Source organism: Mesobacillus maritimus, assembly GCF_019749255.1.
Classification (GTDB): domain Bacteria; phylum Bacillota; class Bacilli; order Bacillales; family Cytobacillaceae; genus Mesobacillus_B; species Mesobacillus_B maritimus_A.
The window spans coordinates 56,159-80,465 of sequence record NZ_JACWFH010000016.1 but is presented as its reverse complement, the minus strand read 5'-3'; the positions used below and the strand labels follow the sequence as shown (position 1 = coordinate 80,465).

Here is a 24,307-nt window from a genome sequence, read left to right as displayed (position 1 = left end):
GATACTAATCGATCGAGGACTTAACCAATTATTGATTCAAATGTTTACTTTAACTTCTTACACATTATCTAGTTTTGAAGGAATAAAGATTTTTGCGTAAGCAAAATATCTCACCTTTAATTAAATAGTCTGGTGGCGATAGCGAGAAGGTCACACCCGTTCCCATGCCGAACACGGAAGTTAAGCTTCTCAGCGCCGATGGTAGTTGGGGGTTTCCCCCTGTGAGAGTAGGACGTTGCCAGGCAAAGTGAAAGAACAGCTGATTATCAGCTGTTCTTTTTGTGTTTTATAGGTCTTTTTAAAAAAGGGTCATTTTTTCTTATAGCTGTGTTAAAGGTGTGGTTGATTTACGCTCCAGGCATATCGCTTTCCCCGGGCGTGCCGGCGCTTAAGCGCCGGCGAAGTCCCACCTGCCCTGTACTGGGTTGTGTTCGGACAGTCTCAGGGAAAAAAACGGAAATAGAGTCCGAATGAGGGTTGTGTTCGGACAGTCTCAGGGAAAAAAACGGATATTGAGTCCGAATGAGGGTTGTGTTCGGACAGTCTCAGGGAAAAAAACGGAAATGGAGTCCGAATGAAGGTAGAGTTCGGACGGTCCCCGCCAGAAAACGGAAGTTGGAGTCCGAAGGAGAGTTGTGTTCGGACCGCACCAGATAGAAAAACAGAAACTGAGTCCGAATAAGGGTAGAGTTCGGACAGTCCCAGGTAGAAAATCTGAAATGGAATCCGAATGAATGTACTCCCGCAGGAGTCTTTGTGCCTTCCGCTCTTATCAACGTATGAAAAACAACAATGTACTTTAACACAGCCTTTCTTCTTATAGAAGTTTGCAGAGAATAAATGCTACTGATTTTTGCTAATAAAAGCCTGGTTTTAGCTCAAACCCACTCACTTTATTCCGCATAGCCAAACCATATTATTTCCCTTTACCATTCTTTTTTTCCTCTCGCTGAGGCGAATAAACTAGGCTACATCTCTCCAAAGACAGATATACCCCCTACGAAGAAAAAAAACCTGGGCCCTAACTATTACCCCCCTACGAGCCCTCGAAATTACCCACCAAAGTGTTAAACCCCACAAAAAAGTAAAGACTAAACCTATATTTCACCACTTTTATAGGGAGGAATAAGCATGCTTGAAAATGGTTTAGTCATGATTACAATCATACTTGTCATAAACATTGTATATGTCTCTTTTTTTACGATTAGAATGATCCTGACCTTAAAAGGCCAACGCTATATGGCTGCTTCCATAAGTACAGTTGAGGTAGTCATTTATGTGGTTGGGCTTGGGCTCGTTTTGGATAACTTAGATCAAATACAAAATTTAATTGCTTATGCTGCGGGATATGGAATTGGGGTCATTGTAGGGATGAAGATTGAGGATAAGCTAGCATTAGGTTATATTATGGTAAATGTCATTACGAAGGAATATGACCGGGACTTACCAAAAACCCTCCGTGGGCAAGGTTATGGAGTGACGAGCTGGGCTGCACACGGACTAGAAGGGGACCGAATGGCCATGCAAATCCTAACCCCAAGGAAATTTGAACTAAAGTTATATGACCAAATAAAAGAACAGGATCCAAAAGCGTTCATCATTGCCTATGAACCAAAATCCATTCATGGTGGATTCTGGGTAAAGAATGTAAGGAAAGGAAATTTATTTAAGTATGAAAAAAACCAATAAAAAGAAGTTATACGAAGTGAATGAAAATGAAACGTTAAGCGAGTGTTTAGACAGGATGAGCAAAGATGGTTATACCCCAACACGAAGGTTGGAGAAGCCGATATTTAAGGAAGTAATGAAAAATGGTGAAGTCGACTATGAGCCGGCGGGGAGACAAATTGTTTTCGAAGCGAAACCAATCGACTCCTAAATAAGGAGAAAAGAACTAAAACACGAACATTATCATTAAACATATAGGTATCGTTCGATTATTGATTGACAAAAGGGGAACCTTGTTGTTAATATGTAGTTGTCATTAAATAAAAATTAATATTTTTCCTTCGTATAATAATGGGGATATGGCCCATGAGTTTCTACCTAATGACCGTAAATCATTGGACTATGAGGGGAAGTAGCTTCTTTACGGAAATGGGAAAAGAAACGTACTAATAATAGGTATGGTTTCTTTGTCATTCTGAACCCGGACAGACTACTTTCTCTTCATACTAAAGAGAAAGAGATCTGTCTGGGTTTTTATTTTACATAAAGAAAAGAACAGGGGATGAAACCATGAGACCGTCGGTTGGTGTAATTATGGGGAGTAAATCGGACTGGGAAACAATGAGGCATTCTTGTGAAGTTCTTGATCAGCTAGAAATTCCTTATATAAAAAAAGTTGTATCGGCACATCGGACACCTGATTTGATGTTTAACTTTGCTGAAAACGCACGTGAAGATGGCTTAAAGGTGATTATTGCTGGTGCAGGTGGGGCAGCTCATCTACCAGGGATGGTGGCAGCGAAGACAACCTTGCCGGTTATTGGTGTTCCCGTTCAATCAAAGGCATTAAATGGGTTGGATTCTTTATTATCGATCGTGCAGATGCCAGGAGGGGTTCCAGTTGCAACAGTGGCGATTGGAACTGCAGGTGCAAAAAACGCTGGCCTTTTGGCGGCACAAATCTTAGCAGCTTTTGACGAGAACATCTCCGAAAAACTTGAAACTTTAAGAGAAGAAACGAAAAAAGCTGTCATGGAAAGTAGTGAAGAACTTGAATAACATCATTTTACCGGGGCAAACAATTGGAATTATTGGTGGAGGTCAACTTGGAAAAATGATGGCACTAGCCTCAAAAGCGATGGGCTTTCGAATTGTTGTGTTGGACCCTGTCCCCGATTGCCCATGCGGTCAAGTGGCAGATGAGCAAATAGTTGGGGCGTATGACGATTCCCACGCAATCGAGCAGCTTGCCAAAAAAAGTGATGTCGTTACGTATGAATTTGAAAATATTCATGCAGAAAACCTTGATTGGCTAGCGAAACATGCTTATGTTCCACAAGGTACCGATTGTTTGAAAATGACCCAAGACCGTATTCTTGAAAAAAAGGCCATTCAATCTGCCGGCGTGAAGGTTGCACCATATGTGGCAATTGAAAATATTGACCATCTCCACCTAGGTATCCATGATACCGGTTTACCTGCTGTACTAAAAACGGCTCGTGGTGGTTATGACGGAAAAGGGCAAGTGGTCATCCGACACCCCGATGATTTGTTAAATGCCGAAGCATTGGTTGAGCAGGGAAGATGTGTGTTAGAGAAATGGATTGAATTTGAAAGAGAAATTTCAGTTATTATTACAAGAAATCCTCAAGGAGAAGTGGCGGTTTTCCCTGTTGCAGAAAATCTCCATCGGAACAATATTCTCCATCAAACCATCGTTCCGGCTAGAATTAGTAAAGAAGTAGAAGAAAGAGCAATTCTAGAAGCTAAAAAGCTAGCGAATGCTTTTCATTTAGTTGGAACTTTGGCGGTAGAAATGTTTGTGACAAATGATGAAAAAATATATATAAATGAACTGGCTCCACGTCCGCATAATTCAGGGCATTTCACAATTGAGGCCTGTGAAACATCACAATTTGAGCAGCATATTCGAGCGATTGCCAATTGGCCACTGGCACGAACTGATCTATTAAAACCAGTCGTAATGGTCAATATTTTAGGGCAACATCAGGATCGTCTTTTAGAGAAAATACCAGAGCTGAAAGATTGGAAAATCCACTTGTACAGTAAAAAAGAAGCTAAGCTGCACCGAAAAATGGGGCATGTGACTCTCTTAAGAGAAACCGTAGAACTTGGCCTTCAAGAAGCAGAAGAGAGCGGGATTTGGCATCTAGTACAGATAGAGAGCGGGAATCCTTCTTAATTGGATACAATACTAAGGAGTAAAAAAGAACGGGGGACAAATATCCATGATTGATCGTTATACAAGACCTGAAATGGGAGCAATTTGGACAGAAGAGAATCGATTTAAAGCGTGGCTAGAGGTTGAAATTCTTGCGTGTGAGGCATGGTCTGAACTTGGAGATATTCCGAAAGCAGATGTAGAGAAAATAAGAGAAAATGCTAGCTTTGATGTGAATCGCATACATGAAATAGAAGCAGAAACAAGACATGATGTTGTAGCCTTTACCAGAGCCGTTTCTGAAACCCTTGGCGATGAGCGTAAGTGGGTTCACTATGGCTTGACGTCTACTGATGTCGTAGATACTGCATTGTCTTACTTGTTAAAGCAAGCCAATGCAATCTTACTAACAGACATTGAGAATTTTGTTGAAATCCTTAAACAAAAAGCGCAAGACCATAAATATACGGTGATGATGGGGCGTACTCATGGCGTTCACGCCGAGCCAACTACTTTTGGGTTAAAGCTTGCTCTTTGGTATGAAGAAATGAAGCGGAACCTCGAACGTTTTAAGCAAGCTGCGGATGGCGTAGAATTCGGGAAAATTTCTGGTGCTGTAGGGACTTATGCAAATATCAATCCATTTGTAGAGCAATATGTGTGCGAAAAGCTTGGCCTAAAGGCTGCACCGATTTCGACACAGACCTTACAGCGTGACCGACATGCCCATTACATGTCAACGATTGCGTTAATTGCAACCTCAATTGAAAAGTTTGCTGTGGAAGTTCGTGGACTTCAAAAGAGCGAGACACGTGAAGTTGAAGAATTCTTTGCGAAGGGGCAAAAAGGTTCTTCAGCCATGCCACATAAGCGTAATCCAATCGGTTCTGAAAATATGACAGGCTTGGCTAGGGTCATTCGCGGTCATATGTTAACTGCCTACGAAAATGTTCCACTTTGGCATGAACGTGATATTTCTCATTCCTCCGCAGAAAGGATTATCTTACCGGATGCGACGATTGCCTTAAACTACATGTTGAATCGTTTTGGGAACATCATTAAAAACTTAACCGTTTATCCAGAAAACATGAAACGGAATATGGACCGTACGTTAGGACTTATTTACTCTCAACGCGTACTGCTTGCGCTGATTGATAAAGGAATGGCACGTGAGGAAGCTTACGATACCGTCCAGCCAAGAGCCATGGAGGCCTGGGAGAAGCAAGTTGCTTTCCGAGGTTTAGTAGAAAGTGATGAGAAAATCACCGCCCTGCTAAATAAAGAAGAAATTGATGACTGCTTTGATTATAACTATCATCTGAAGCATGTGGATACCATTTTTGAACGACTTGGACTATAAAAACGAGAAAGGCAAGATTCCTTGCCTTTCCACAAGATAGCATGACTGAATACTTCTAATATTCTCGTTAAGGGAGCGGTAATAGTGGGGAAAAAAGATCTGTTATATGAGGGAAAAGCGAAACGGGTTTATTTGACGGATGATGAAAACATCGTTTGGATTGAATACAAAAATTCAGCAACAGCTTATAACGGCGAGAAAAAGGCAGAGATTGTTGGCAAAGGACGCTTGAATAACGAGATTACAAGTTTACTATTTTCAAAGCTAGCGGAAAAAGGGATTCAGTCTCATTTTATCAAGAAGGTATCGGAAATCGAACAACTTGTAAAGCGCGTCAACATCATTCCTCTTGAAGTCATAGTCCGAAACTATGCAGCTGGAAGCTTTTCGAAACGATTAGGGATCGAAGAGGGGCAAAAGTTAAAGTATCCATTAGTAGAGTTTTGCTTAAAAAATGATGATCTTGGCGACCCATTAATTACAGACGATCAGATTGACGTGCTCGACCTTGCTTCTCCAGAAGAAGTGTTAGTTTTAAAAGAAAAGGCAAGAGAAATCAACTCTGTATTAAGTGACTTTTTTAAAGAAATTGATGTGCGTTTAATAGACTTTAAACTTGAGTTCGGAAAAGATGAGACCGGAAAGATTCTGCTTGCAGATGAGGTTTCACCGGACACATGCCGACTTTGGGATATTCATACGAATGAAAAGCTTGATAAAGATGTTTTTCGCCGTGATTTAGGCAACTTGACGAATGCTTACAAAACCATTTTAGGACGATTGGGAGGTCCAACACATGTATAAAGTGAAGGTGTATGTGACATTAAGAGAAAGCGTACTAGATCCGCAAGGGACTGCTGTTAAAAAATCATTGGATACAATGGGCTATCAGGCTGTAGAAGATGTGCGAATTGGAAAGTATATGGAATTAACGATAGAAAAAACAGACCGTGATGTTGAAGAAGTGGTAAAAGAGATGTGTGAACGTCTTCTTTCAAACCCTGTGATTGAGGATTATCGCTACGAGATTGAGGAGAGTGTTGTCCTGTGAAGTTCGCGGTCATTGTCTTTCCTGGTTCCAATTGCGATGTAGATATGTATCATGCGGCGAAGGATGAGCTAGGCGAAGAAGCAGAATACGTTTGGCACGATGCCACAAGTCTAGAGGGATTTGATGCAGTTCTTCTTCCGGGCGGTTTTTCTTTTGGAGATTATTTACGTACAGGCGCGATTGCTCGTTTTAGTCCAATTATGAACGAGGTTGTCAAAGCAGCACAAGCGGGAAAGCCAATCTTAGGTGTGTGTAACGGATTCCAGGTGTTACTAGAGGCAGGACTTTTACCAGGAGCCATGCGTCGTAACGAAAGCCTTAAATTTATTTGTCGCCCGGTGAACCTCGCAGTTAAAAATAACGAAACAATGTTTACTTCTCTTTATAACCAAGACGAAGTGATTCAGGTTCCGATTGCCCATGGAGAAGGCAATTATTATTGTGATGCAGCAACGCTTGCTTCTTTAAAGGAAAATAACCAAATTGTTTTCACTTACGAAGGAACAAACCCAAATGGGAGCATCGAAGATATCGCAGGGATTATCAATAAAGACGGAAATGTCCTTGGGATGATGCCACATCCTGAACGTGCAGTTGACTCACTACTCGGTGGCGCAGATGGATTAAAGCTTTTCAAGTCAATCGTCAAACAATGGAGGGAAACCTATGCAGTTAAAGCTTGAGCCAAGTCCAGAGAAAATTAAACAGGATAAAATTTATCAAGAGATGGGCATTTCTGACGAAGAGTTCAAGCGCATCGAAGAGATTCTTGGACGCCTGCCAAATTACACTGAAACTGGTCTGTTCTCGGTTATGTGGTCTGAACATTGTAGTTATAAGAACTCAAAGCCAGTACTGAAGAAATTCCCAGTCTCCGGAGATCATGTTTTACAAGGACCTGGAGAAGGAGCAGGAATTGTTGACATCGGCGATAACCAAGCGGTTGTTTTTAAAATTGAAAGCCATAATCACCCTTCTGCCATTGAACCATACCAAGGAGCGGCAACAGGTGTTGGCGGGATTATTCGTGACGTCTTTTCAATGGGAGCTAGACCGATTGCATTGTTGAATTCCTTACGATTTGGTGAGCTGCAATCCGCGCGAGGAAAATACCTGTTTGAAGAAGTCGTTGCTGGGATCGCTGGTTATGGGAACTGCATCGGAATTCCTACGGTTGGTGGGGAAATTCAATTTGACCCTTGTTATGAAGGCAATCCACTTGTAAATGCCATGTGTGTTGGGGTCATTGACCATAAGGACATTAAAACAGGGCAGGCGCATGGTGTTGGCAATACCGTGATGTATGTTGGAGCCAAAACAGGACGTGACGGAATTCATGGAGCTACTTTTGCTTCTGAGGAACTGAACGAACAGTCAGAAGAGAAACGTCCTGCAGTTCAAGTAGGGGACCCTTTTATGGAAAAGCTTTTACTTGAGGCATGTCTTGAAGTGGTTCAGTCTGATGCTCTTGTAGGAATTCAGGATATGGGGGCAGCGGGGCTAACAAGTTCATCTGCTGAAATGGCAAGTAAAGCTGGTTCAGGAATTGAAATGAACCTCGACCTTGTTCCCCAACGTGAAACAGGAATGAATCCTTATGAAATGATGCTTTCTGAATCACAAGAACGGATGTTATTGGTGGTTCAAAAAGGCAGAGAACACGAGATTGCTAGTTTGTTTGAAAAGTACGGTCTTGAAGCGGTTGCTGTTGGCCATGTGACCGATGATAAAATGCTGCGCTTAACTCATAACGGGGAAGTCGTGGCAGAGGTGCCAGCGGATGCACTTGCAGAAGATGCACCAGTTTACTATAAACCTTCAAAGGTACCAACTTATTATCAAGAGTTTCAAGCAATGGAGAGTGAAGTCCCTGTTGTTGAGGATGTTTCTGAAACGCTTATGAATCTATTAAAACAACCTACGATTGCTAGCAAAGAATGGGTATATGACCAGTACGATTATATGGTTCGTACCAATACCGTTGTTGCGCCTGGTTCGGATGCGGCATTGGTTCGGATTCGTGGCACGGAAAAGGCATTAGCGATGACGACAGATTGTAATTCTCGTTATATTTATTTAGATCCTGAAACGGGCGGGAAAATTGCTGTAGCAGAAGCGGCCCGAAACGTGGTTTGTTCTGGAGCAGAGCCACTAGCGATTACCGATTGTTTGAATTTTGGTAACCCTGAGAAACCAGAGATTTTCTGGCAACTTGAAAAAGCAGCGGACGGCATGAGCGAAGCTTGTCTGACGTTTAATTCCCCAGTTATTAGCGGAAACGTTTCTTTGTATAACGAAACAAATGGAACAGCGATTTACCCAACACCGGTCATTGGTATGGTTGGGCTGGTACGGAACATGAAAGACGCAACGACTCAAGAGTTTAAACAGGCTGGAGATATTATCTATCTGTTAGGAGAAACATCAGCAGAGTTCGGTGGTAGTGAGCTGCAAAAGCTCCTTTCTGGAGAAATCTTCGGAAAAGCACCTGAGATTGACTTAGAGAAAGAGAAAAAGTACCAAGATCAAGTATTATCCGCAATTCGTACAGGGATTGTTGCTTCTGCCCATGATGTTGCGGAAGGTGGAATTGGCGTCGCCTTAGCAGAATCTGTGATTGGTGCAAATGGTTTAGGAGCGGAAGTATCACTTGACGGGGAAGCTGTGACGGCTCTATTCAGTGAATCGCAATCAAGATTTATTTTATCCGTAAAAGCAGAACATCAAGAAGAGTTTGAACGTTTAACAGATGCTGTACAAATTGGAAGAGTGATTGAGGAACCAGTATTGAATGTTTCGGTGGATGGAGAACAGGTAATCAAGCTTGAGGTAGAAAAAATGAAAGATGCCTGGAAAGGAGCTATTCCATGCTTGCTGAGCTAAAAGGGTTAAACGAAGAGTGCGGATTGTTTGGAATTTGGGGGCATGAAAATGCAGCACAGATTACCTATTATGGACTGCACAGTTTACAACACCGAGGGCAAGAAGGAACAGGGATTGTCGTCACTGATGGAGGAAAACTGAATGTAGCCAAAGGTGAAGGTCTTGTCACAGAGGTGTTTAACTCAAAGGTGATTGAACAATTACCAGGCACAAGTGCAATCGGGCATGTTCGTTATGCAACGGCGGGCGGCGGTGGTTACGAAAACGTGCAACCATTGTTGTTTCGTTCTCAAAGCAGCAGTCTCGCGCTTGCCCATAACGGGAACCTTGTAAATGCAACAGCATTAAAACATCAGCTTGAAGCACAAGGAAGCATTTTTCAAACAAGTTCAGATACAGAAGTTTTAGCTCATTTAATTAAACGAAGTGGATTCCCTCAGCTGAAAGATCAGGTAAAAAACGCTCTAACGATGCTGAAGGGGGCTTATGCATTTTTAATCATGACCGAAACCGAGATGATGGTGGCTCTTGACCCGAATGGGTTAAGACCATTATCACTAGGCATGCTAGGAGATTCCTATGTCGTGGCTTCGGAAACCTGTGCGTTTGATATCGTCGGAGCTGAGTTTATCCGTGATGTGTTACCGGGAGAGCTTTTGGTGATTAACGATGAAGGCATTCAATCAGAAATGTTTTCTATCAGTAGCAATTTAACTCTCTGTGCCATGGAATATGTCTACTTCTCCAGACCGGACAGCAATGTGAATGGCATCAATGTTCATACCGCACGTAAAAACCTTGGCAAGCAATTGGCACTTGAAGCTCCAATTGAAGCGGATGTTGTTACAGGCGTTCCAGATTCTAGCATTTCTGCAGCAATTGGTTATGCGGAAGAGGCGGGAATTCCTTATGAAATGGGGTTAATTAAAAACCGTTATGTTGGTAGGACGTTTATTCAGCCTTCGCAGTCACTAAGAGAACAAGGCGTGAAGATGAAGCTGTCTCCAGTTCGAGGGGTTGTAGAGGGAAAACGTGTAGTTATGGTAGATGACTCGATTGTTCGCGGAACAACCAGTCGCCGAATTGTTGCAATGCTAAAAGAAGCAGGTGCTACAGAAGTGCATGTTGTCATTAGTTCACCGGCGATTAAAAATCCATGCTTCTACGGAATTGATACGTCTTCACGGGAAGAATTGATTGCCTCAGATAAAACAGCAGAAGAAATCAGAGAAATCATCGGCGCGGATTCTCTAACTTTTTTAAGTGTAGATGGGTTAATTAACGCTATCAATAGAAACGGTGAAGGAGAAACAAAAGGGCATTGTCTTGCTTGTTTTACCGGAAAGTATCCTACTGAAATTTATCCGCAAGAACAAGGTGTCACAGCATTAAAATGCTAAAACAAAGAAAAGAATAAAGCGGATAAACAATACGGAGGGAAGAATATGGCAAACGCTTATAAGCAGGCCGGAGTAGATATTGAAGCTGGATACAAGTCTGTTGAACGAATGAAAAAACATGTTCAGCGTACAGTTAGGCCAGGAGTACTTGGTGGTTTAGGTGGTTTTGGTGGGATGTTTGATTTATCATCACTAGGCTTAAAAGAACCGGTGCTCATTTCAGGGACAGATGGGGTCGGAACCAAACTCTTGCTTAGCATAATGATGGACCAACATAATACGATTGGCATTGACGCTGTGGCAATGTGTGTGAATGATATTGTTGTCCAAGGTGCAGAGCCCTTGTATTTTCTTGATTATATCGCTTGTGGAAAAGCAGAACCGGAACGAATTGAGGCAATCGTTAAAGGGATTGCAGACGGTTGTGAACAAGCTGGCTGTGCACTAGTCGGTGGCGAAACGGCCGAAATGCCGGGAATGTACGAGGAGACGGAATACGATTTAGCTGGTTTTGCAGTTGGAGCATGTGAAAAATCTGCAATTGTTACGGGTGAAGGAATTGAGGCAGGGAATGTTCTAATTGGTCTTGCTTCAAGTGGAATCCATAGCAATGGCTACTCCCTTGTTCGAAAAGTATTTCTTGAAGAAGCAGGGTGGAAGCTTGATCGATTTGTGAGCGAGTTAGGTTGTACACTAGGTGAAGAATTATTAAAGCCGACGAGAATCTATGTTAAACCAATTCTGTCTGCTTTAAAAAAGTTCACAATTAATGGAATGGCTCATATTACAGGCGGCGGTTTTATTGAAAATATTCCAAGAATGCTTCCTGCGGGCTTGGGTGCTATGATTGAAGAAGGCAGTTGGGAAAAACATACAGTATTCACACTTTTAGAAACACTTGGTAAACTTGAAAGACAGGAAATGTATAATATCTTTAACATGGGAATTGGCATGGTGATCGCTGTATCTGCAGAAGAAGCAGAGGATGTTGTTTCACATTTCCAAGCATGTGGAGAAAAGGCTTTTGTAATTGGCTCTGTTACGGAAGAGGCCGGAGTCAAGGTGCGTTTAAATGGAGAAGCAGTATGAAAAAAATAGTCGTCTTCGCTTCAGGAAACGGAAGTAATTTTCAAGCGCTACTTGATGCCGTGCATAACGGGAATCTCCAAGCGGAGGTAAGTTTGCTTGTTTGTGATCGTCCCGGAGCTTTTGTGATTGACCGAGCCAAGAACGCAGCAGTCCCTTTCTTTGTTTTTCAACCAAAGGAATTTCTGGATAAGGAAGAATATGAATCTCAAATTCTAGCACTCCTTAAAGAGAAGAAGATTGAGTGGATCATTCTAGCAGGATATATGCGCTTGATTGGGCAAACACTGTTACAAGCTTATGAAGGCAGAATCGTCAATATCCATCCATCCTTGCTGCCTGCGTTTCCTGGTAAGGATGCCGTAGGGCAGGCCTTGGAGGCAGGAGTAGAACAAACAGGAGTCACGGTGCATTATGTGGACGCTGGAATGGATACGGGTGAAATCATTGCTCAAGAAGTAGTGGAGATGATTCCAGATGAAACGAGTGATTCCTTGCAAGCAAAGATTCAAAAGGTAGAACATCAGTTATATCCAAGAGTCGTAAAGATGCTTTTGGATGGGAAGAAGGAGGCAACTTCAATATGACAAAGAAACGTGCAGTAATTTCAGTCTCGGATAAAACAGGTATTGTCGAATTCGCTAGAGAACTCATTAACCTAGGTTTTGAGATTGTTTCAACAGGAGGAACGAAAAGTGCTCTTGCGGAGGGGGGAGTCCCAGTCATTGGGATTAGTGAGGTTACAAACTTCCCAGAAATTCTTGAGGGACGTGTGAAAACACTTCATCCTAATATCCATGGTGGATTGCTAGCGAAAATTGGGGAGGAAAGTCATCGTCAGCAGCTTGAGGAACATGGCATTACTCCAATTGAATTGGTTTGTGTAAATTTGTATCCTTTTCAGCAGACAATCGCAAAGCCTGATGTGTCGGTAGAAGATGCAATTGAAAACATTGATATCGGCGGTCCAGCTATGCTTCGGGCATCCGCAAAAAATCATGATTACATATCAGTCGTTGTCGACCCTGAAGATTATCAGGTTGTTCTTGACGAATATAAGAAAAATGGCACCACAGAAGCAACCACTCGCCGTAAACTTGCAGCAAAAGTGTTCCGCCATACTGCTGCCTATGACAGCATGATTGCTGAATATATGACAAACCTTGTAGGGGAAGAAAACCCTGAGAAGGTAACTGTTACGTATGAGTTAAAGCAAAGTCTACGCTATGGAGAAAACCCTCATCAAAAAGCGGCTTTTTACCGGAAGCCACTGGGCTCCGCATTTTCAGTCGCAAACGCGGAACAACTTCACGGGAAAGAGCTTTCTTATAACAATATTAACGATGCCGATGCAGCTCTACAGATTGTTAAGGAATTCTCAGAACCAGCAGCTGTTGCGGTGAAACATATGAACCCATGTGGTGTGGGAACAGGAAGCAATGTCTATGATGCATTTTTAAAGGCATTTGAGGCAGATCCTGTTTCGATTTTCGGAGGAATTATTGCGTTTAATCGTGAAGTCGATGCTGAGACGGCGAGAAAACTTTATGAGATTTTCCTTGAAATTATTATTGCTCCGTCCTTCAGTGCGGAAGCAAAAGAAATTTTAACAGGGAAAAAGAATCTTCGCCTCCTTCAACTTCCTTTCGGTCAAGGTGAAAAGAAGGAAATGAAGCTAACTTCGATTGAAGGTGGATTGCTAGCGCAGGAATATGATCAATATGGTCTTGAGCAAGCCACAGTGACAGTTCCAACGAAACGAGAGCCAACTGCAGAAGAATGGGAAGCGCTCAAGCTTGGTTGGAGTATTGTAAAGCACGTGAAATCAAATGCAATTGTCGTTACAGGAAAAGATCAAACACTAGGAATCGGTGCAGGGCAGATGAATCGCGTCGGAGCAGCAAAAATTGCTTTAGAACAAGCAGGATCAAAAGCAGAAGGAGCCGCTTTGGCTTCAGATGCATTCTTCCCAATGGACGATACGGTTGAAGCCGCAGCAAAAGCAGGCATTACTGCGATTATTCAACCAGGCGGGTCCATCCGCGATGAAGACTCGATTAAAAAGGCGGATGAATATGGGATTGCAATGGTGTTTACCGGAGTAAGGCATTTTAAACATTAAGATCATGACATTCGTAAAGCAAACGGATAATACTGAGCGCTTGAGCTCCATACGGTAAAATAGGAAACTCCTAATTGCTCGAAGTAGAGTCGTAGAAAAGAGTCCATTTCGTAGAAGGTAACATTTCCAAAATGAAATCTACCAATTCTCCGGAATTGGCCCAACTAAGGCAGTAATTAGTTCACCGTTATAAGAGAAGTCGCAATAAAATGCTTGGAGGTGGAGGAATGAAGGTTCTTGTGGTTGGAAGAGGCGGCCGGGAGCATGCCATTTGTCATAAAGTAAACGAAAGTGTTAGGGTGGAAACCGTTTATGTGGCACCAGGAAATCCAGGGATGGAAGACTGTGCTGTTCGCATAGCCATCTCAGAGGACAATCAAGATGCATTGGTCGATTTTGCTAAAAAAGAAAACATTCAATTAGTGATTATTGGACCAGAGGTTCCACTCCTCGCAGGCTTAGCGGACCGTCTTTTAGAAACAGGTATTAAGGTATTCGGTCCAAGCAAAAAAGCTGCAGAAATCGAAGGAAGTAAGTCCTTTGCAAAATATTTAATGAAGAAGTATGAGATCCCAACGGCCGATTTTGAGGTTTTTACTAGTTTTGAAAAAGCAAAGCAATACATTGAACTAAAAGGGGCACCAATCGTCATTAAGGCAGATGGGCTTGCGGCAGGCAAAGGGGTTACCGTTGCGATGACCATTGAAGAGGCTATTAACGCCCTTGAGGAAATGCTCATTGACGCTAAGTTCGGGGAAGCTTCATCCAGTGTAGTGGTGGAGGAGTTTTTAGCAGGTGAGGAGTATTCACTAATGGCGTTTGTTAACGGTGAAACAGTCATCCCGCTTGAAATTGCTCAAGACCATAAACGTGCTTTTGATGGGGATCAAGGTCCAAATACAGGCGGCATGGGTGCATATTCTCCGGTCCCGTTTATTGATGAAAAAATGGTCGCAGAAGCAGTCGAAACCATTGTAAAACCGGCTGCTCAGGCATTAGTGAAGGAAGGGCGCTCATTTACGGGCATCTTGTATGCAGGGTTAATCCAAACAGAACAAGGGGCAAAAGTGATTGAGTTTAATGCTCGCTTCGGGGACCCGGAAACGCAAGTGGTACTTCCTCGTTTAGAATCGGACTTAGTAGAAGTGATAGTAGACCTTCTAGAAGGCAAAGAACCGCAGCTTAGCTGGGATGAACAAACTATGCTTGGAGTGGTCATTGCAGCTAAGGGTTACCCGGAGGCTTATGAGAAAGGCGCTCCATTAACCGGAATAGAAAGCTTAACAGATGAGTTAGATGTTTATCATGCGGGGACAGCATTAAACGATGAAGGTCAATTTGTTACGAACGGTGGTCGAGTGCTACTGACTGGTGCTAAAGCACCGACCATAGAAGAGGCGCAGGATAAAGTATACAAAGAACTCGTTAAGTTAACATCAGACCAGGTTTTTTACCGAAAAGATATTGGCAGTCGTGCGATTAAAAGTGTGCAGGTATAACTGACGATTAAAAAGGTGTCCAGGGTCAATCTTGGACACCTTTTCTTGTTTTATCCCTTAGGTTGGATTGATTGGCAAAATCTCTTCGGCACCTTTTTTTGTGTGGTCTTCGTTATGGTGATTGTTTTCCATCATTTCTTGTCCTTCTTCATATAGTGCGGTTAAGGGACAGTAGCGAACAATCCCCTCGGCTATTTTCATTGCACTTAGAAACGCAACTAGCAAATAAGAATCCTTCCAAGGTCTTTTCACCATCTTAGCAGTTGCCCAACTTAAAAATGTGAAACCACAGGTAATCCGTAACATAGCGTTAACAATCCCAATATTTTGCTTTACCTTCACTCATCATACCTCCTTTAATAAATTTACCAAAAATGGATATTCTTTAATGCGTTAAAACGTAAAATATGTTACGATTAGAGATAATAATGAAAGGGCTTTCTTTTTGTATGAAAGCTCACTTTTAAAAATAAAAGACTAATAAAAATATAGATGGAGAGGGAATACCAAATGGAACAGCGATTCAGATGGAAGAACAAGCAATTACGAGACCATGTAGCCGTTTTAGATGGTACCCTTTCACCGACAATTCTTTTGAAAAATGCCACCTATCTAAACCAAACTTTCCGTAAATGGATGACCGCAAACATTTGGATTTACAAGGATCGAATTGTCTATGTCGGTGAAAAGTTGCCAGCTCTTACAATGAACTGTGAAACAATTGATTGTAGCAAAGGCTACATTGTTCCAGGTTATATAGAGCCTCATGCTCACCCGTTTAAGTTATATAATCCCCAATCGTTAGCGACGTATGCATCCCAACATGGCACGACAACCATGATTAATGACAATATGGTGCTTGCATTACAGTTGAGCAAAAAGAAAGCGTTTTCTTTTATAAAAGAATTACAAGAGCATCCTGTTACGACTTATTGGTGGTGCCGCTATGATAGCCAGTCGGAAACCTATGATGAGGAAACCATCTTCTCTAATCGCAATATTAAATCATGGTTGGAGAAGGACTTTGTTGTCCAAGGTGGGGAATTAACAGGTTGGCCGAAGTTGGTTGATGGAGACGACATGATGCTTCACTGGATGCAAGAAACGAAAAAGTTAAATAAAAAGATTGAAGGACATTTTCCGGGAGCCTCGGAGAAAACATTAGCAAAAATGATGCTCTTTGGCACGGATTGTGACCACGAGGCCATGACAGGAGAAGAAGTCCAACGACGCCTTATGCAAGGGTATATGGTATCTCTAAGACATTCGTCTATTCGTCCGGATCTGCCGAATTTATTAGATGAAATTCATGCAATGGACATTGCTGCCTATGATCGTATGATGCTCAATTCAGATGGATCATCTTGCGCTTGTTATGAAAACGGCATGACCGATAAGTTAATAAAAATTGCCATTGATCATGGCGTCCCGATTATTGATGCTTATAATATGGCGACCGTTAATATTGCTCGTTATTATAATTTTGACCATTTACACGGAAATATCGCGACAGGAAGAATTGCTAACTTGAACTTCCTAAGTGAAAAGGATGAACCAACGCCGGTTTCTGTTTTAGCAAAAGGACAGTGGGTTAAACGCGATGGAATACAAATGGATGTATTTCAGGAGGTAGACTGGTCTCAATTTGACTTAGAGCCATTAAAAATTGACTGGTCCCTAGATAGTGATGATATGCAGTTCTCAATGCCATTTGGGATTAAATTAGAGAACTCTGTTATTACCAAGCCTTACTCAATCGGAATTGACGTTTCCTCAGAAAGCTTGTCGACCGATCATGATGAATGCTTCTTTATGCTCCTTGACCGAAACGGTAAATGGCGAATTAATACGTTACTAAAAGGTTTTGCCAATAAGTTAGGTGGGTTGGCAAGTACTTTCTCAAGTACAGGAGACATTATTTTAATTGGAAAGAGCAAGCGTGATATCGAAGCTGCTTTTAACCGAATGAAGGAAATTGGCGGCGGGATTGTAATCTGTGAAGAAGGTCAATCCATTTATGAGTTGCCTTTAACATTAAAAGGGACGATGTCGGATCAGCCGATTGAAGAATTAATCGGTCTTGAAAAGAATCTTTTTTCGTTATTAAAAGAGAAAGGCTATCCATTTATTGATCCTATTTATTCTTTGATGTTCTTTTCAGCAACACATCTACCCTATATTCGGGTTACGCAACATGGGATTTATGATGTCATGAAGAAAACGGTACTCTTTCCAACGATAATGCGTTAAAATATAAAAGTATCTTAACATTGTACCGGTAGGGTATAGGGGTGTTTCATATGTTAAAGAAATGGATAGTAGTAGCAGTGGCTGCTATGATCATTACTTCAGGTTGCAGTCAGGAAAAAAATGTAGCGGAAGATCAACCTAAAAAGCAAGTTGAGGATCTTGTAAAAGATGAACAAGAACCAGCTTTTCATTATCCATTGACAGGGTTGGAGACGGAGGAAGAACCTAGCGCACGTGCTGTCGCAGTAGTTGTAAATAACCATCCAAAGGCACGCCCACAGTCTGGACTTCATAAAGCAGATCTTGTATACGAAGTGCTTGCGGAAGGAAATGTTACTAGATTCTTGGCCATCTTTGAAAGCGAAAAACCTGAGAATATTGGCCCAGTTCGAAGCGCGAGAGAGTATTATCTTGACCTTGCAAAGGGGTATGACAGCTTTTTTGTCGCTCATGGTTTCAGTCCTGAAGCAAAGAGATTGCTTAACAGTGATTATATCGACAATATCAATGGAATCTATCATGATGGAACTTTATTTAAAAGAGCCGACTTCCGCCAAGCGCCTCATAATTCCTATATTACTTTTGAGAATATAGAAAAGGGTGCTGAAAACGGCGGCTATTCATTAACGAAAAAACCCGAAGGACTTATGTTCTTTGAGGAGGAACAACTAGACCAAATTTCAGGTGAGGAAACAAGAAAAGCACAAATTTCATATGGGACTTCAACCTTTGATGTAGAGTATGAATACGACGCTCAAGCTAATAAATATCATCGCTATTCAAATGGAGAAGATACGATTGACCTTGAGTCGAAAGAAGCAGTGCTACTAGATAATATCTTGATTGTTGAAATGGACCATCAAGTTATTGATAATGATGGACGTAAGGAGATCAATTTAACTTCCGGTGGCAGCGGCTATCTATTGCAAAAAGGAATTAGAACACAAGTGACATGGGAAAATGTTGACGGCAGAATTCTTCCATTTATTAATGGGGAAGAGGCAAAATTTGTTCCAGGGAAAACATGGATCAATATTGTACCAGATCTTGATCGTGTCACATTTTAAATAAAGACTCTATTGAAATAACAGAATAAGGAGTATGATGGATGCAAATTGAAAAATTAAGAGGGAAAGAACTGGATCAGCTATTTAATGCCGTTTTATCCCTAAAAGATATGGATGAATGCTATCGTTTTTTTGATGACCTTTGTACTGTAAATGAAATTCAATCGCTTGCACAACGCCTTGAAGTGGCGCGTATGCTGCGCGAAAAGAATACCTATCATAAAATCGAAACAGAAACAGGAGCCAGCACCGCAACCATCTCCCGTGTGAAGAGAGCTCTAAACTATGGGAATGATGCCTATGAAATGGCACTAGAAAGAATTAAACCCGCTGAAGAAGAATCAGAGGATAAATAGAAAAACCGGAGCGAAAATCGCTTCGGTTTTTTGTTATGTAAAGGTGAGAAAGAATTATTCAGCTTCAGCACCTTAGCGGATACAGTATACGCCGCTAAAATGGTCGCTTGCGCTTTTCTTTTTGTAAACCATTTCCTCTGAATCTTTCCGAGCTTTCCTTTTTGATTGAATGGAACAAATGCTATAATGGTTTAATGGAATTAGAGTGAATGGAGGCAACATCAGGATGTATGATATTCGTCAATGGCGGCATGTGTTTAAACTCGATCCAAACAAGGATATTTCCGATAAGGACCTTGAAAAAATCTGTGAATCGGGTACAGATGCCATAATAGTGGGGGGAACGGACGGCGTCACAATTGAAGGGGTGTTGGATTTGATGTCCCGGGTTCGTCGCTATACGGTTCCGTGCATCCTAGAGGTTTCAGATGCAGAAGCAATTACGCCCGGATATGATCTTTATTTTATCCCAACGGTCTTGAACAGCACGAACACGAAGTGGGTGACTGGCCTGCACCATGAAGCTGTAAAAGAGTACGGAGATATTATGGATTGGGATGAAATTTTAATAGAAGGATATTGTATTTTAAATGGAGACTGCAAAGCGGCTCAACTTACACAAGCCAAGACCGATTTATCTGTTGAGGACGTTCAAGCTTATGCGATGATGGCGGAGAAAATGTTCAACCTGCCGATTTTTTACCTAGAGTATAGTGGAACATACGGGGACCCCGTGTTAGTCCAGAAAGTGAAAGAAACGCTTGAAAAAACCGTTCTCTTTTACGGTGGCGGCATCTATTCATATGAACAAGCTCTTGAAATGGGAAAAGTGGCGGATGTCATTGTTGTTGGCAACTCTATCTATGAAAATTTAGAGGAAGCCTTAAAAACGGTCAAAGCAGTTAAATAAAGTTTGAAAGCTAGTTGTCCATAGGTAGGGATTTGCGATAAAATAAGAACAAATGTTTGTATGGTGGTGAGCAGTTAATGCAATTTTTAACAGATAAATTATTGAATGGTTTAAACCCGCAGCAACAGCTTGCGGTAAAAACGACAGACGGCCCACTGCTATTGATGGCGGGAGCTGGTAGTGGAAAGACAAGGGTACTGACGCACCGGATCGGTTATTTAATGGTGGAAAAAAGAGTCAACCCATATAACATCCTTGCAATTACATTTACAAATAAAGCGGCACGTGAAATGCGTGAACGAATTCAAGGCATTTTGGGTGGAGCAGCAGATGATATCTGGATATCAACCTTCCACTCCATGTGTGTAAGAATTCTTCGAAGAGACATTGACCGCTTGGGGTATAACCGGAACTTCACCATCCTTGATTCAGGTGATCAGCAATCGGTGATTAAAAACATCTTAAAAGAAAAGAATATTGACCCGAAAAAACATGACCCTCGTGCAATTCTCGGGGCCATTTCTTCTGCTAAAAATGAGCTGATAGAGCCTGAGGAGTTTGCCAAAACTGCAGGTGATTACTATGCAAATGTAATTGCGGATGTATACAAAGAATATCAAAAACAATTGCGTAAAAACCAAGCACTTGATTTTGATGATCTAATCATGAAGACAATCGTTTTATTTCAGCAGGTTCCAGAGATATTAGAATATTATCAGCGGAAGTTCCAATACATTCATGTCGATGAGTATCAGGATACAAACCGCGCTCAGTATATGCTCGTTAAATTTTTAGCTTCGCGCTATAAAAACCTATGTGTCGTCGGTGACTCAGATCAGTCTATTTATCGTTGGCGTGGGGCGGACATCACCAATATCCTTTCCTTTGAAAAGGATTACCCTAATGCGAGTGTTATTCTACTCGAACAAAATTACCGTTCCACTAAAAAAATCTTGCTTGCAGCAAACAAGGTAATTGAAAACAACCTCAATCGTAAGGCGAAAAACTTGTGGACTGAGAATGCTGAAGGAAATAGAATCGTTTATTACCGAGCTGATAGTGAACAAGGTGAAGCTCAGTTTGTGATTGGAAAAATCCAGGAGCTCGTTCGTTTAGGGAACAGAAAGCTCTCAGATATCGCCATTTTATATCGGACCAACGCCCAGTCCCGTGTAATCGAGGAATCGTTCTTAAAATCAAACCTTGAATACACGATCGTTGGCGGTACAAAGTTCTATGACCGCAAAGAGATTAAAGATATCCTTGCTTACTTACGATTAATTTCAAATCCAGATGACGACATCAGTTTGCGCCGCGTTATTAATGTACCGAAACGTGCAATTGGTTCGACTTCAGTAGATAAAATCGCGAATTTCGCGCTGATGCATGACATTTCGATGTATCAAGCTCTTGATAGTGTAGAATTAATTGGCTTAAGTCCTAAAGCAACGAAAGCAACAGCCGGATTCCGTGATTTGATTAGAAATTACACCAATATGCAGGAATTCCTTTCCGTTACAGAACTAGTGGAGGAAATTCTTGAAAAATCGGGCTACCGGGAAATGTTAAAGGCAGAGAAATCGCTGGAATCACAGAGCCGACTTGAAAACTTAGATGAATTTTTAACTGTTACAAATGCCTTTGAAGACACAAGCGAGGATAAGAGCTTAACAGGCTTCCTAACTGACCTTGCGTTAGTAGCGGATATTGATAAGCTTGATGATGACGATCAAAAGAGCAGTGAGGCTGTTACGTTAATGACGCTTCACTCCGCAAAAGGCCTTGAATTTCCCGTTGTATTTTTAATTGGGATGGAAGAAGGCGTATTCCCTCATAGCCGCTCCCTTATGGAAGATGCGGAAATGGAGGAAGAGCGTCGACTGGCTTATGTTGGGATTACCCGAGCGGAGCAAGAATTGTTTATAACCAATGCCCAAATGCGTACCCTCTTCGGCCGAACAAACATGAATCCTGAATCTCGGTTTATAAAAGAAATTCCAGATGACCTTATTGAACAAGTCATCCTTGGTGAAAACAGAAGGTCGTCTAGACAGTCTTCATCATATGGATCCTCTAGAGGTTCGTCCTTCGGAGGTGCTTCAAGAGGTTCAGCAATCGGAGGGGTATCAGGAGGACAAGCCTCAAGGGGCCAAGGAGCTACCTTAGGTTCCCCAGCTAGACAGCCAAGAAGTGCGGTCACGAGACCGGCGGCTTCAACTGGTGGAGACCAGCTTGATTGGAAGGTTGGCGACAAAGCTCAGCACGGCAAATGGGGAACAGGAACAGTCGTTAGCGTTAAAGGATCTGGTGAAGGAACTGAGTTAGATATTGCCTTCCCAAGTCCAACCGGTGTGAAACGATTGTTGGCTAAATTTGCACCAATTAATAAAGTCTAACTATATATTAGGTTGAGAAAAAAGAGCTTACCGATATGATGAAAGGGTTGAATCTATGGACCTTCAAACCGCAGAAAAAAGAGTAGCAGAGCTGCACAATCTTTTGAATCAATATGGCTATGAATATTACGTCCTTGATAAACCATCTGTTCCAGATGCTGAATATGACAAGTTGTTGCAAGAATTAATGGAGCTTGAAACACGATTTCCAAACTTGAAAACATCAGATTCTCCAACCCAGCGTGTAGGTGGAGAGATTCTTGATATGTTTAATAAGGTCGAACATCGATCACAGATGCTTAGTCTTGGAAATGCCTTTAATGACCAAGACTTGCGGGACTTTGACCGTCGAGTTCGTCAAGCTGTAGGGGATGATGTTTCATATGTTTGTGAATTAAAGATAGACGGGCTAGCTGTGTCTCTTCGTTATGAAAACGGACTATTTACGTTAGGTGCGACCCGAGGGGATGGAACGATTGGGGAGGATATTACGTCTAATTTACGGACAATCCGTTCGATTCCTCTTCGCCTAAATGAGCCTGTTACCCTTGAAGTACGTGGCGAGGCTTTCATGCCTAAACGTTCCTTTGAGGCATTGAACAAGGCGAAAGCTGAAAAGGGCGAAGAGCCATTTGCAAACCCACGCAATGCAGCGGCAGGCTCCTTGCGTCAGCTTGATCCGAAAATAGCTGCATCTAGAAATTTAGATGTCTTTTTATATGCGATAGCAGAACTCGGAGAGATTGGGGTTTCTTCGCACAGCGCTGGATTGGATTATCTTGAAACATTAGGGTTTAAAACAAACCCTGAACGTCGTAAAGCAGCGAATATTGATGAAGTGATTGAATTCATCAATGGATGGGTTGAAAAACGTCCCAATCTCCCTTATGAGATTGATGGAATTGTCATAAAAGTAGATTCACTTGAGCAACAACGTCAGCTTGGTACGACAGCAAAAAGTCCTCGTTGGGCGATTGCTTATAAATTTCCTGCAGAGGAAGTCATTACGACCTTAAAGGCTATTGAATTAAATGTTGGCCGCACGGGTGTGATTACGCCAACAGCTATCTTAGAACCTGTTCAGGTTGCAGGAACCACTGTCCAACGTGCATCCCTTCATAACGAAGATCTGATTCGTGAAAAGGATATTAAACTTGGGGACCAGGTTGTGGTCAAAAAAGCGGGAGATATCATCCCAGAAGTCGTGAATGTCTTGGCTGACAGGCGTACTGGGGATGAAGTGGAATTTAAAATGCCAACTCACTGCCCAGAGTGTGAAAGTGAACTTGTCCGCATTGAAGGCGAAGTAGCGCTTCGCTGCATCAATCCTAAATGCCCTGCGCAAATCAGGGAAGGGTTAATTCACTTTGTTTCACGGACGGCAATGAATATTGATGGACTTGGTGAAAAAGTGATTTCTCAGTTATTCGCGGAGAAGCTAATTGAGGATGTCGCTGATTTGTACAAGCTGACGAAAGAGCAGTTGCTCGGACTTGAGCGAATGGGAGAGAAATCCGCTAATAACCTTTTGACTGCCATCGAAGCATCCAAAACAAACTCATTAGAGAAACTAGTCTTTGGCTTAGGTATTCGTCTTGTCGGAGCAAAGGCAGCAAAGACACTTGCCCAAGAATTTGAAACAATGGATTGTTTAATGGAGGCAACACTAGAAGATTTGGTTGCCATCAATGAAATTGGCGATAAAATGGCCGACTCAGTTGTCACTTTTTTCGAAAGTGAAGAAGTTCAAGAGTTGGTAGCTGAATTAAAAGCGGCAGGTCTTAATATGGAATACAAAGGTCCAAAACCGGTAGCGGCTGAAGAGTCTGATTCCTTCTTTGCTGGTAAAACAGTTGTGCTAACAGGAAAGCTTGAACAAATGGGCAGAACAGAAGCGAAAGAGAAGATTGAGGCTCTAGGTGGCAATGTCGCGGGCAGTGTTAGTAAGAAAACCCACTTAGTGGTTGCCGGTGCCGATGCAGGTTCTAAGCTTGCTAAAGCGGAAAGCCTCGGAATCGAAGTGTGGGATGAAGAGAGACTGCTCGAGGAACTAAGTAAATAGGCTAAAGCAGGCTTT

General features: G+C 42.1%; 21 protein-coding genes, 1 rRNA gene and 1 riboswitch. Of the genes, 21 read left to right on the top strand and 1 reads right to left on the bottom strand.

Features of this window, described 5'->3' with window-relative positions; all coding sequences use genetic code 11:
• The first annotated feature begins 128 nt into the window (after positions 1–128).
• The 15 genes from rrf to purD all read left to right on the top strand — a co-directional run bounded on the left by rrf (position 129) and on the right by purD (position 15,251).
• Positions 129–244: ribosomal RNA gene (gene rrf, locus H0185_RS14105) — 5S ribosomal RNA — on the top strand.
• An 887-nt stretch (positions 245–1,131) separates the two neighbouring features.
• Positions 1,132–1,689, top strand: coding sequence for a DUF2179 domain-containing protein (locus H0185_RS14100; protein ID WP_221874148.1), 558 nt, complete (start codon positions 1,132–1,134; stop codon positions 1,687–1,689).
• Positions 1,673–1,879: an NETI motif-containing protein gene (locus H0185_RS14095; RefSeq protein WP_221874147.1), complete on the top strand. Its 207-nt coding sequence runs from the start codon at positions 1,673–1,675 to the stop codon at positions 1,877–1,879. Before H0185_RS14100 ends, H0185_RS14095 begins: the two co-directional genes overlap by 17 nt.
• Before the next feature lie 110 nt (positions 1,880–1,989).
• Positions 1,990–2,091, top strand: a riboswitch (purine riboswitch).
• 147 nt (positions 2,092–2,238) lie between these two features.
• Positions 2,239–2,727 carry a 5-(carboxyamino)imidazole ribonucleotide mutase gene (gene purE, locus H0185_RS14090; RefSeq protein ID WP_221874146.1) on the top strand — a complete coding sequence of 163 codons (489 nt, stop codon included), beginning with the start codon at positions 2,239–2,241 and terminating at the stop codon, positions 2,725–2,727.
• Positions 2,711–3,871: a 5-(carboxyamino)imidazole ribonucleotide synthase gene (gene purK, locus H0185_RS14085; RefSeq protein WP_221874145.1), complete on the top strand. Its 1,161-nt coding sequence runs from the start codon at positions 2,711–2,713 to the stop codon at positions 3,869–3,871. Before purE ends, purK begins: the two co-directional genes overlap by 17 nt.
• Positions 3,872–3,917: 46 nt before the next feature.
• On the top strand, positions 3,918–5,210 hold the full coding sequence (gene purB / locus H0185_RS14080) for an adenylosuccinate lyase (RefSeq protein ID WP_221874144.1): 1,293 nt from the start codon (positions 3,918–3,920) through the stop codon (positions 5,208–5,210).
• A gap of 84 nt (positions 5,211–5,294) precedes the next feature.
• Positions 5,295–6,014 carry a phosphoribosylaminoimidazolesuccinocarboxamide synthase gene (gene purC, locus H0185_RS14075; RefSeq protein ID WP_221874143.1) on the top strand — a complete coding sequence of 240 codons (720 nt, stop codon included), beginning with the start codon at positions 5,295–5,297 and terminating at the stop codon, positions 6,012–6,014.
• Positions 6,007–6,261: a phosphoribosylformylglycinamidine synthase subunit PurS gene (gene purS, locus H0185_RS14070; RefSeq protein WP_221874142.1), complete on the top strand. Its 255-nt coding sequence runs from the start codon at positions 6,007–6,009 to the stop codon at positions 6,259–6,261. Before purC ends, purS begins: the two co-directional genes overlap by 8 nt.
• Positions 6,258–6,944 (top strand): phosphoribosylformylglycinamidine synthase subunit PurQ, encoded by a 687-nt coding sequence (gene purQ / locus H0185_RS14065; RefSeq protein WP_221874141.1) that lies wholly within the window; start codon positions 6,258–6,260, stop codon positions 6,942–6,944. The genes purS and purQ overlap by 4 nt, the downstream gene beginning before the upstream one ends.
• Positions 6,928–9,144, top strand: coding sequence for a phosphoribosylformylglycinamidine synthase subunit PurL (purL, locus tag H0185_RS14060; protein WP_221874140.1), 2,217 nt, complete (start codon positions 6,928–6,930; stop codon positions 9,142–9,144). The genes purQ and purL overlap by 17 nt, the downstream gene beginning before the upstream one ends.
• A complete protein-coding gene (gene purF / locus H0185_RS14055) occupies positions 9,129–10,544 on the top strand; it encodes an amidophosphoribosyltransferase (RefSeq protein WP_221874139.1) in 1,416 nt (471 codons plus the stop codon). Before purL ends, purF begins: the two co-directional genes overlap by 16 nt.
• A gap of 45 nt (positions 10,545–10,589) precedes the next feature.
• Positions 10,590–11,633 carry a phosphoribosylformylglycinamidine cyclo-ligase gene (purM, locus tag H0185_RS14050; protein ID WP_221874138.1) on the top strand — a complete coding sequence of 348 codons (1,044 nt, stop codon included), beginning with the start codon at positions 10,590–10,592 and terminating at the stop codon, positions 11,631–11,633.
• Positions 11,630–12,217 (top strand): phosphoribosylglycinamide formyltransferase, encoded by a 588-nt coding sequence (purN, locus tag H0185_RS14045; RefSeq protein ID WP_221874137.1) that lies wholly within the window; start codon positions 11,630–11,632, stop codon positions 12,215–12,217. Before purM ends, purN begins: the two co-directional genes overlap by 4 nt.
• Positions 12,214–13,752 carry a bifunctional phosphoribosylaminoimidazolecarboxamide formyltransferase/IMP cyclohydrolase gene (gene purH / locus H0185_RS14040; RefSeq protein ID WP_221874136.1) on the top strand — a complete coding sequence of 513 codons (1,539 nt, stop codon included), beginning with the start codon at positions 12,214–12,216 and terminating at the stop codon, positions 13,750–13,752. The genes purN and purH overlap by 4 nt, the downstream gene beginning before the upstream one ends.
• A gap of 227 nt (positions 13,753–13,979) precedes the next feature.
• Positions 13,980–15,251, top strand: a complete 1,272-nt coding sequence (gene purD / locus H0185_RS14035) for a phosphoribosylamine--glycine ligase (RefSeq protein WP_221874135.1) — start codon at positions 13,980–13,982, stop codon at positions 15,249–15,251.
• A gap of 57 nt (positions 15,252–15,308) precedes the next feature.
• Here purD and H0185_RS14030 read toward each other — a convergent pair whose 3' ends face one another.
• Positions 15,309–15,593, bottom strand: coding sequence for a YgaP family membrane protein (locus H0185_RS14030; RefSeq protein WP_221874134.1), 285 nt, complete (start codon positions 15,591–15,593; stop codon positions 15,309–15,311).
• A gap of 168 nt (positions 15,594–15,761) precedes the next feature.
• On the opposite strand from H0185_RS14030, the gene H0185_RS14025 reads away from it, so the two are divergent.
• From H0185_RS14025 to ligA, 6 genes are all read left to right on the top strand, one after another.
• On the top strand, positions 15,762–17,501 hold the full coding sequence (locus tag H0185_RS14025; RefSeq protein WP_221874133.1) for an adenine deaminase C-terminal domain-containing protein: 1,740 nt from the start codon (positions 15,762–15,764) through the stop codon (positions 17,499–17,501).
• Between the two features lie 50 nt (positions 17,502–17,551).
• Positions 17,552–18,568 (top strand): DUF3048 domain-containing protein, encoded by a 1,017-nt coding sequence (locus tag H0185_RS14020; RefSeq protein ID WP_221874132.1) that lies wholly within the window; start codon positions 17,552–17,554, stop codon positions 18,566–18,568.
• Between the two features lie 41 nt (positions 18,569–18,609).
• On the top strand, positions 18,610–18,924 hold the full coding sequence (locus tag H0185_RS14015; RefSeq protein ID WP_221874131.1) for a YerC/YecD family TrpR-related protein: 315 nt from the start codon (positions 18,610–18,612) through the stop codon (positions 18,922–18,924).
• A 226-nt stretch (positions 18,925–19,150) separates the two neighbouring features.
• Positions 19,151–19,834 (top strand): heptaprenylglyceryl phosphate synthase, encoded by a 684-nt coding sequence (gene pcrB, locus H0185_RS14010; RefSeq protein ID WP_221874130.1) that lies wholly within the window; start codon positions 19,151–19,153, stop codon positions 19,832–19,834.
• Positions 19,835–19,911: 77 nt separating this feature from the next.
• Positions 19,912–22,230, top strand: coding sequence for a DNA helicase PcrA (pcrA, locus tag H0185_RS14005; RefSeq protein ID WP_221874129.1), 2,319 nt, complete (start codon positions 19,912–19,914; stop codon positions 22,228–22,230).
• A 55-nt stretch (positions 22,231–22,285) separates the two neighbouring features.
• Complete coding sequence (gene ligA, locus H0185_RS14000) at positions 22,286–24,292, top strand: NAD-dependent DNA ligase LigA (protein ID WP_221874128.1); 2,007 nt, start codon at positions 22,286–22,288, stop codon at positions 24,290–24,292.
• Positions 24,293–24,307: the final 15 nt, after the last annotated feature.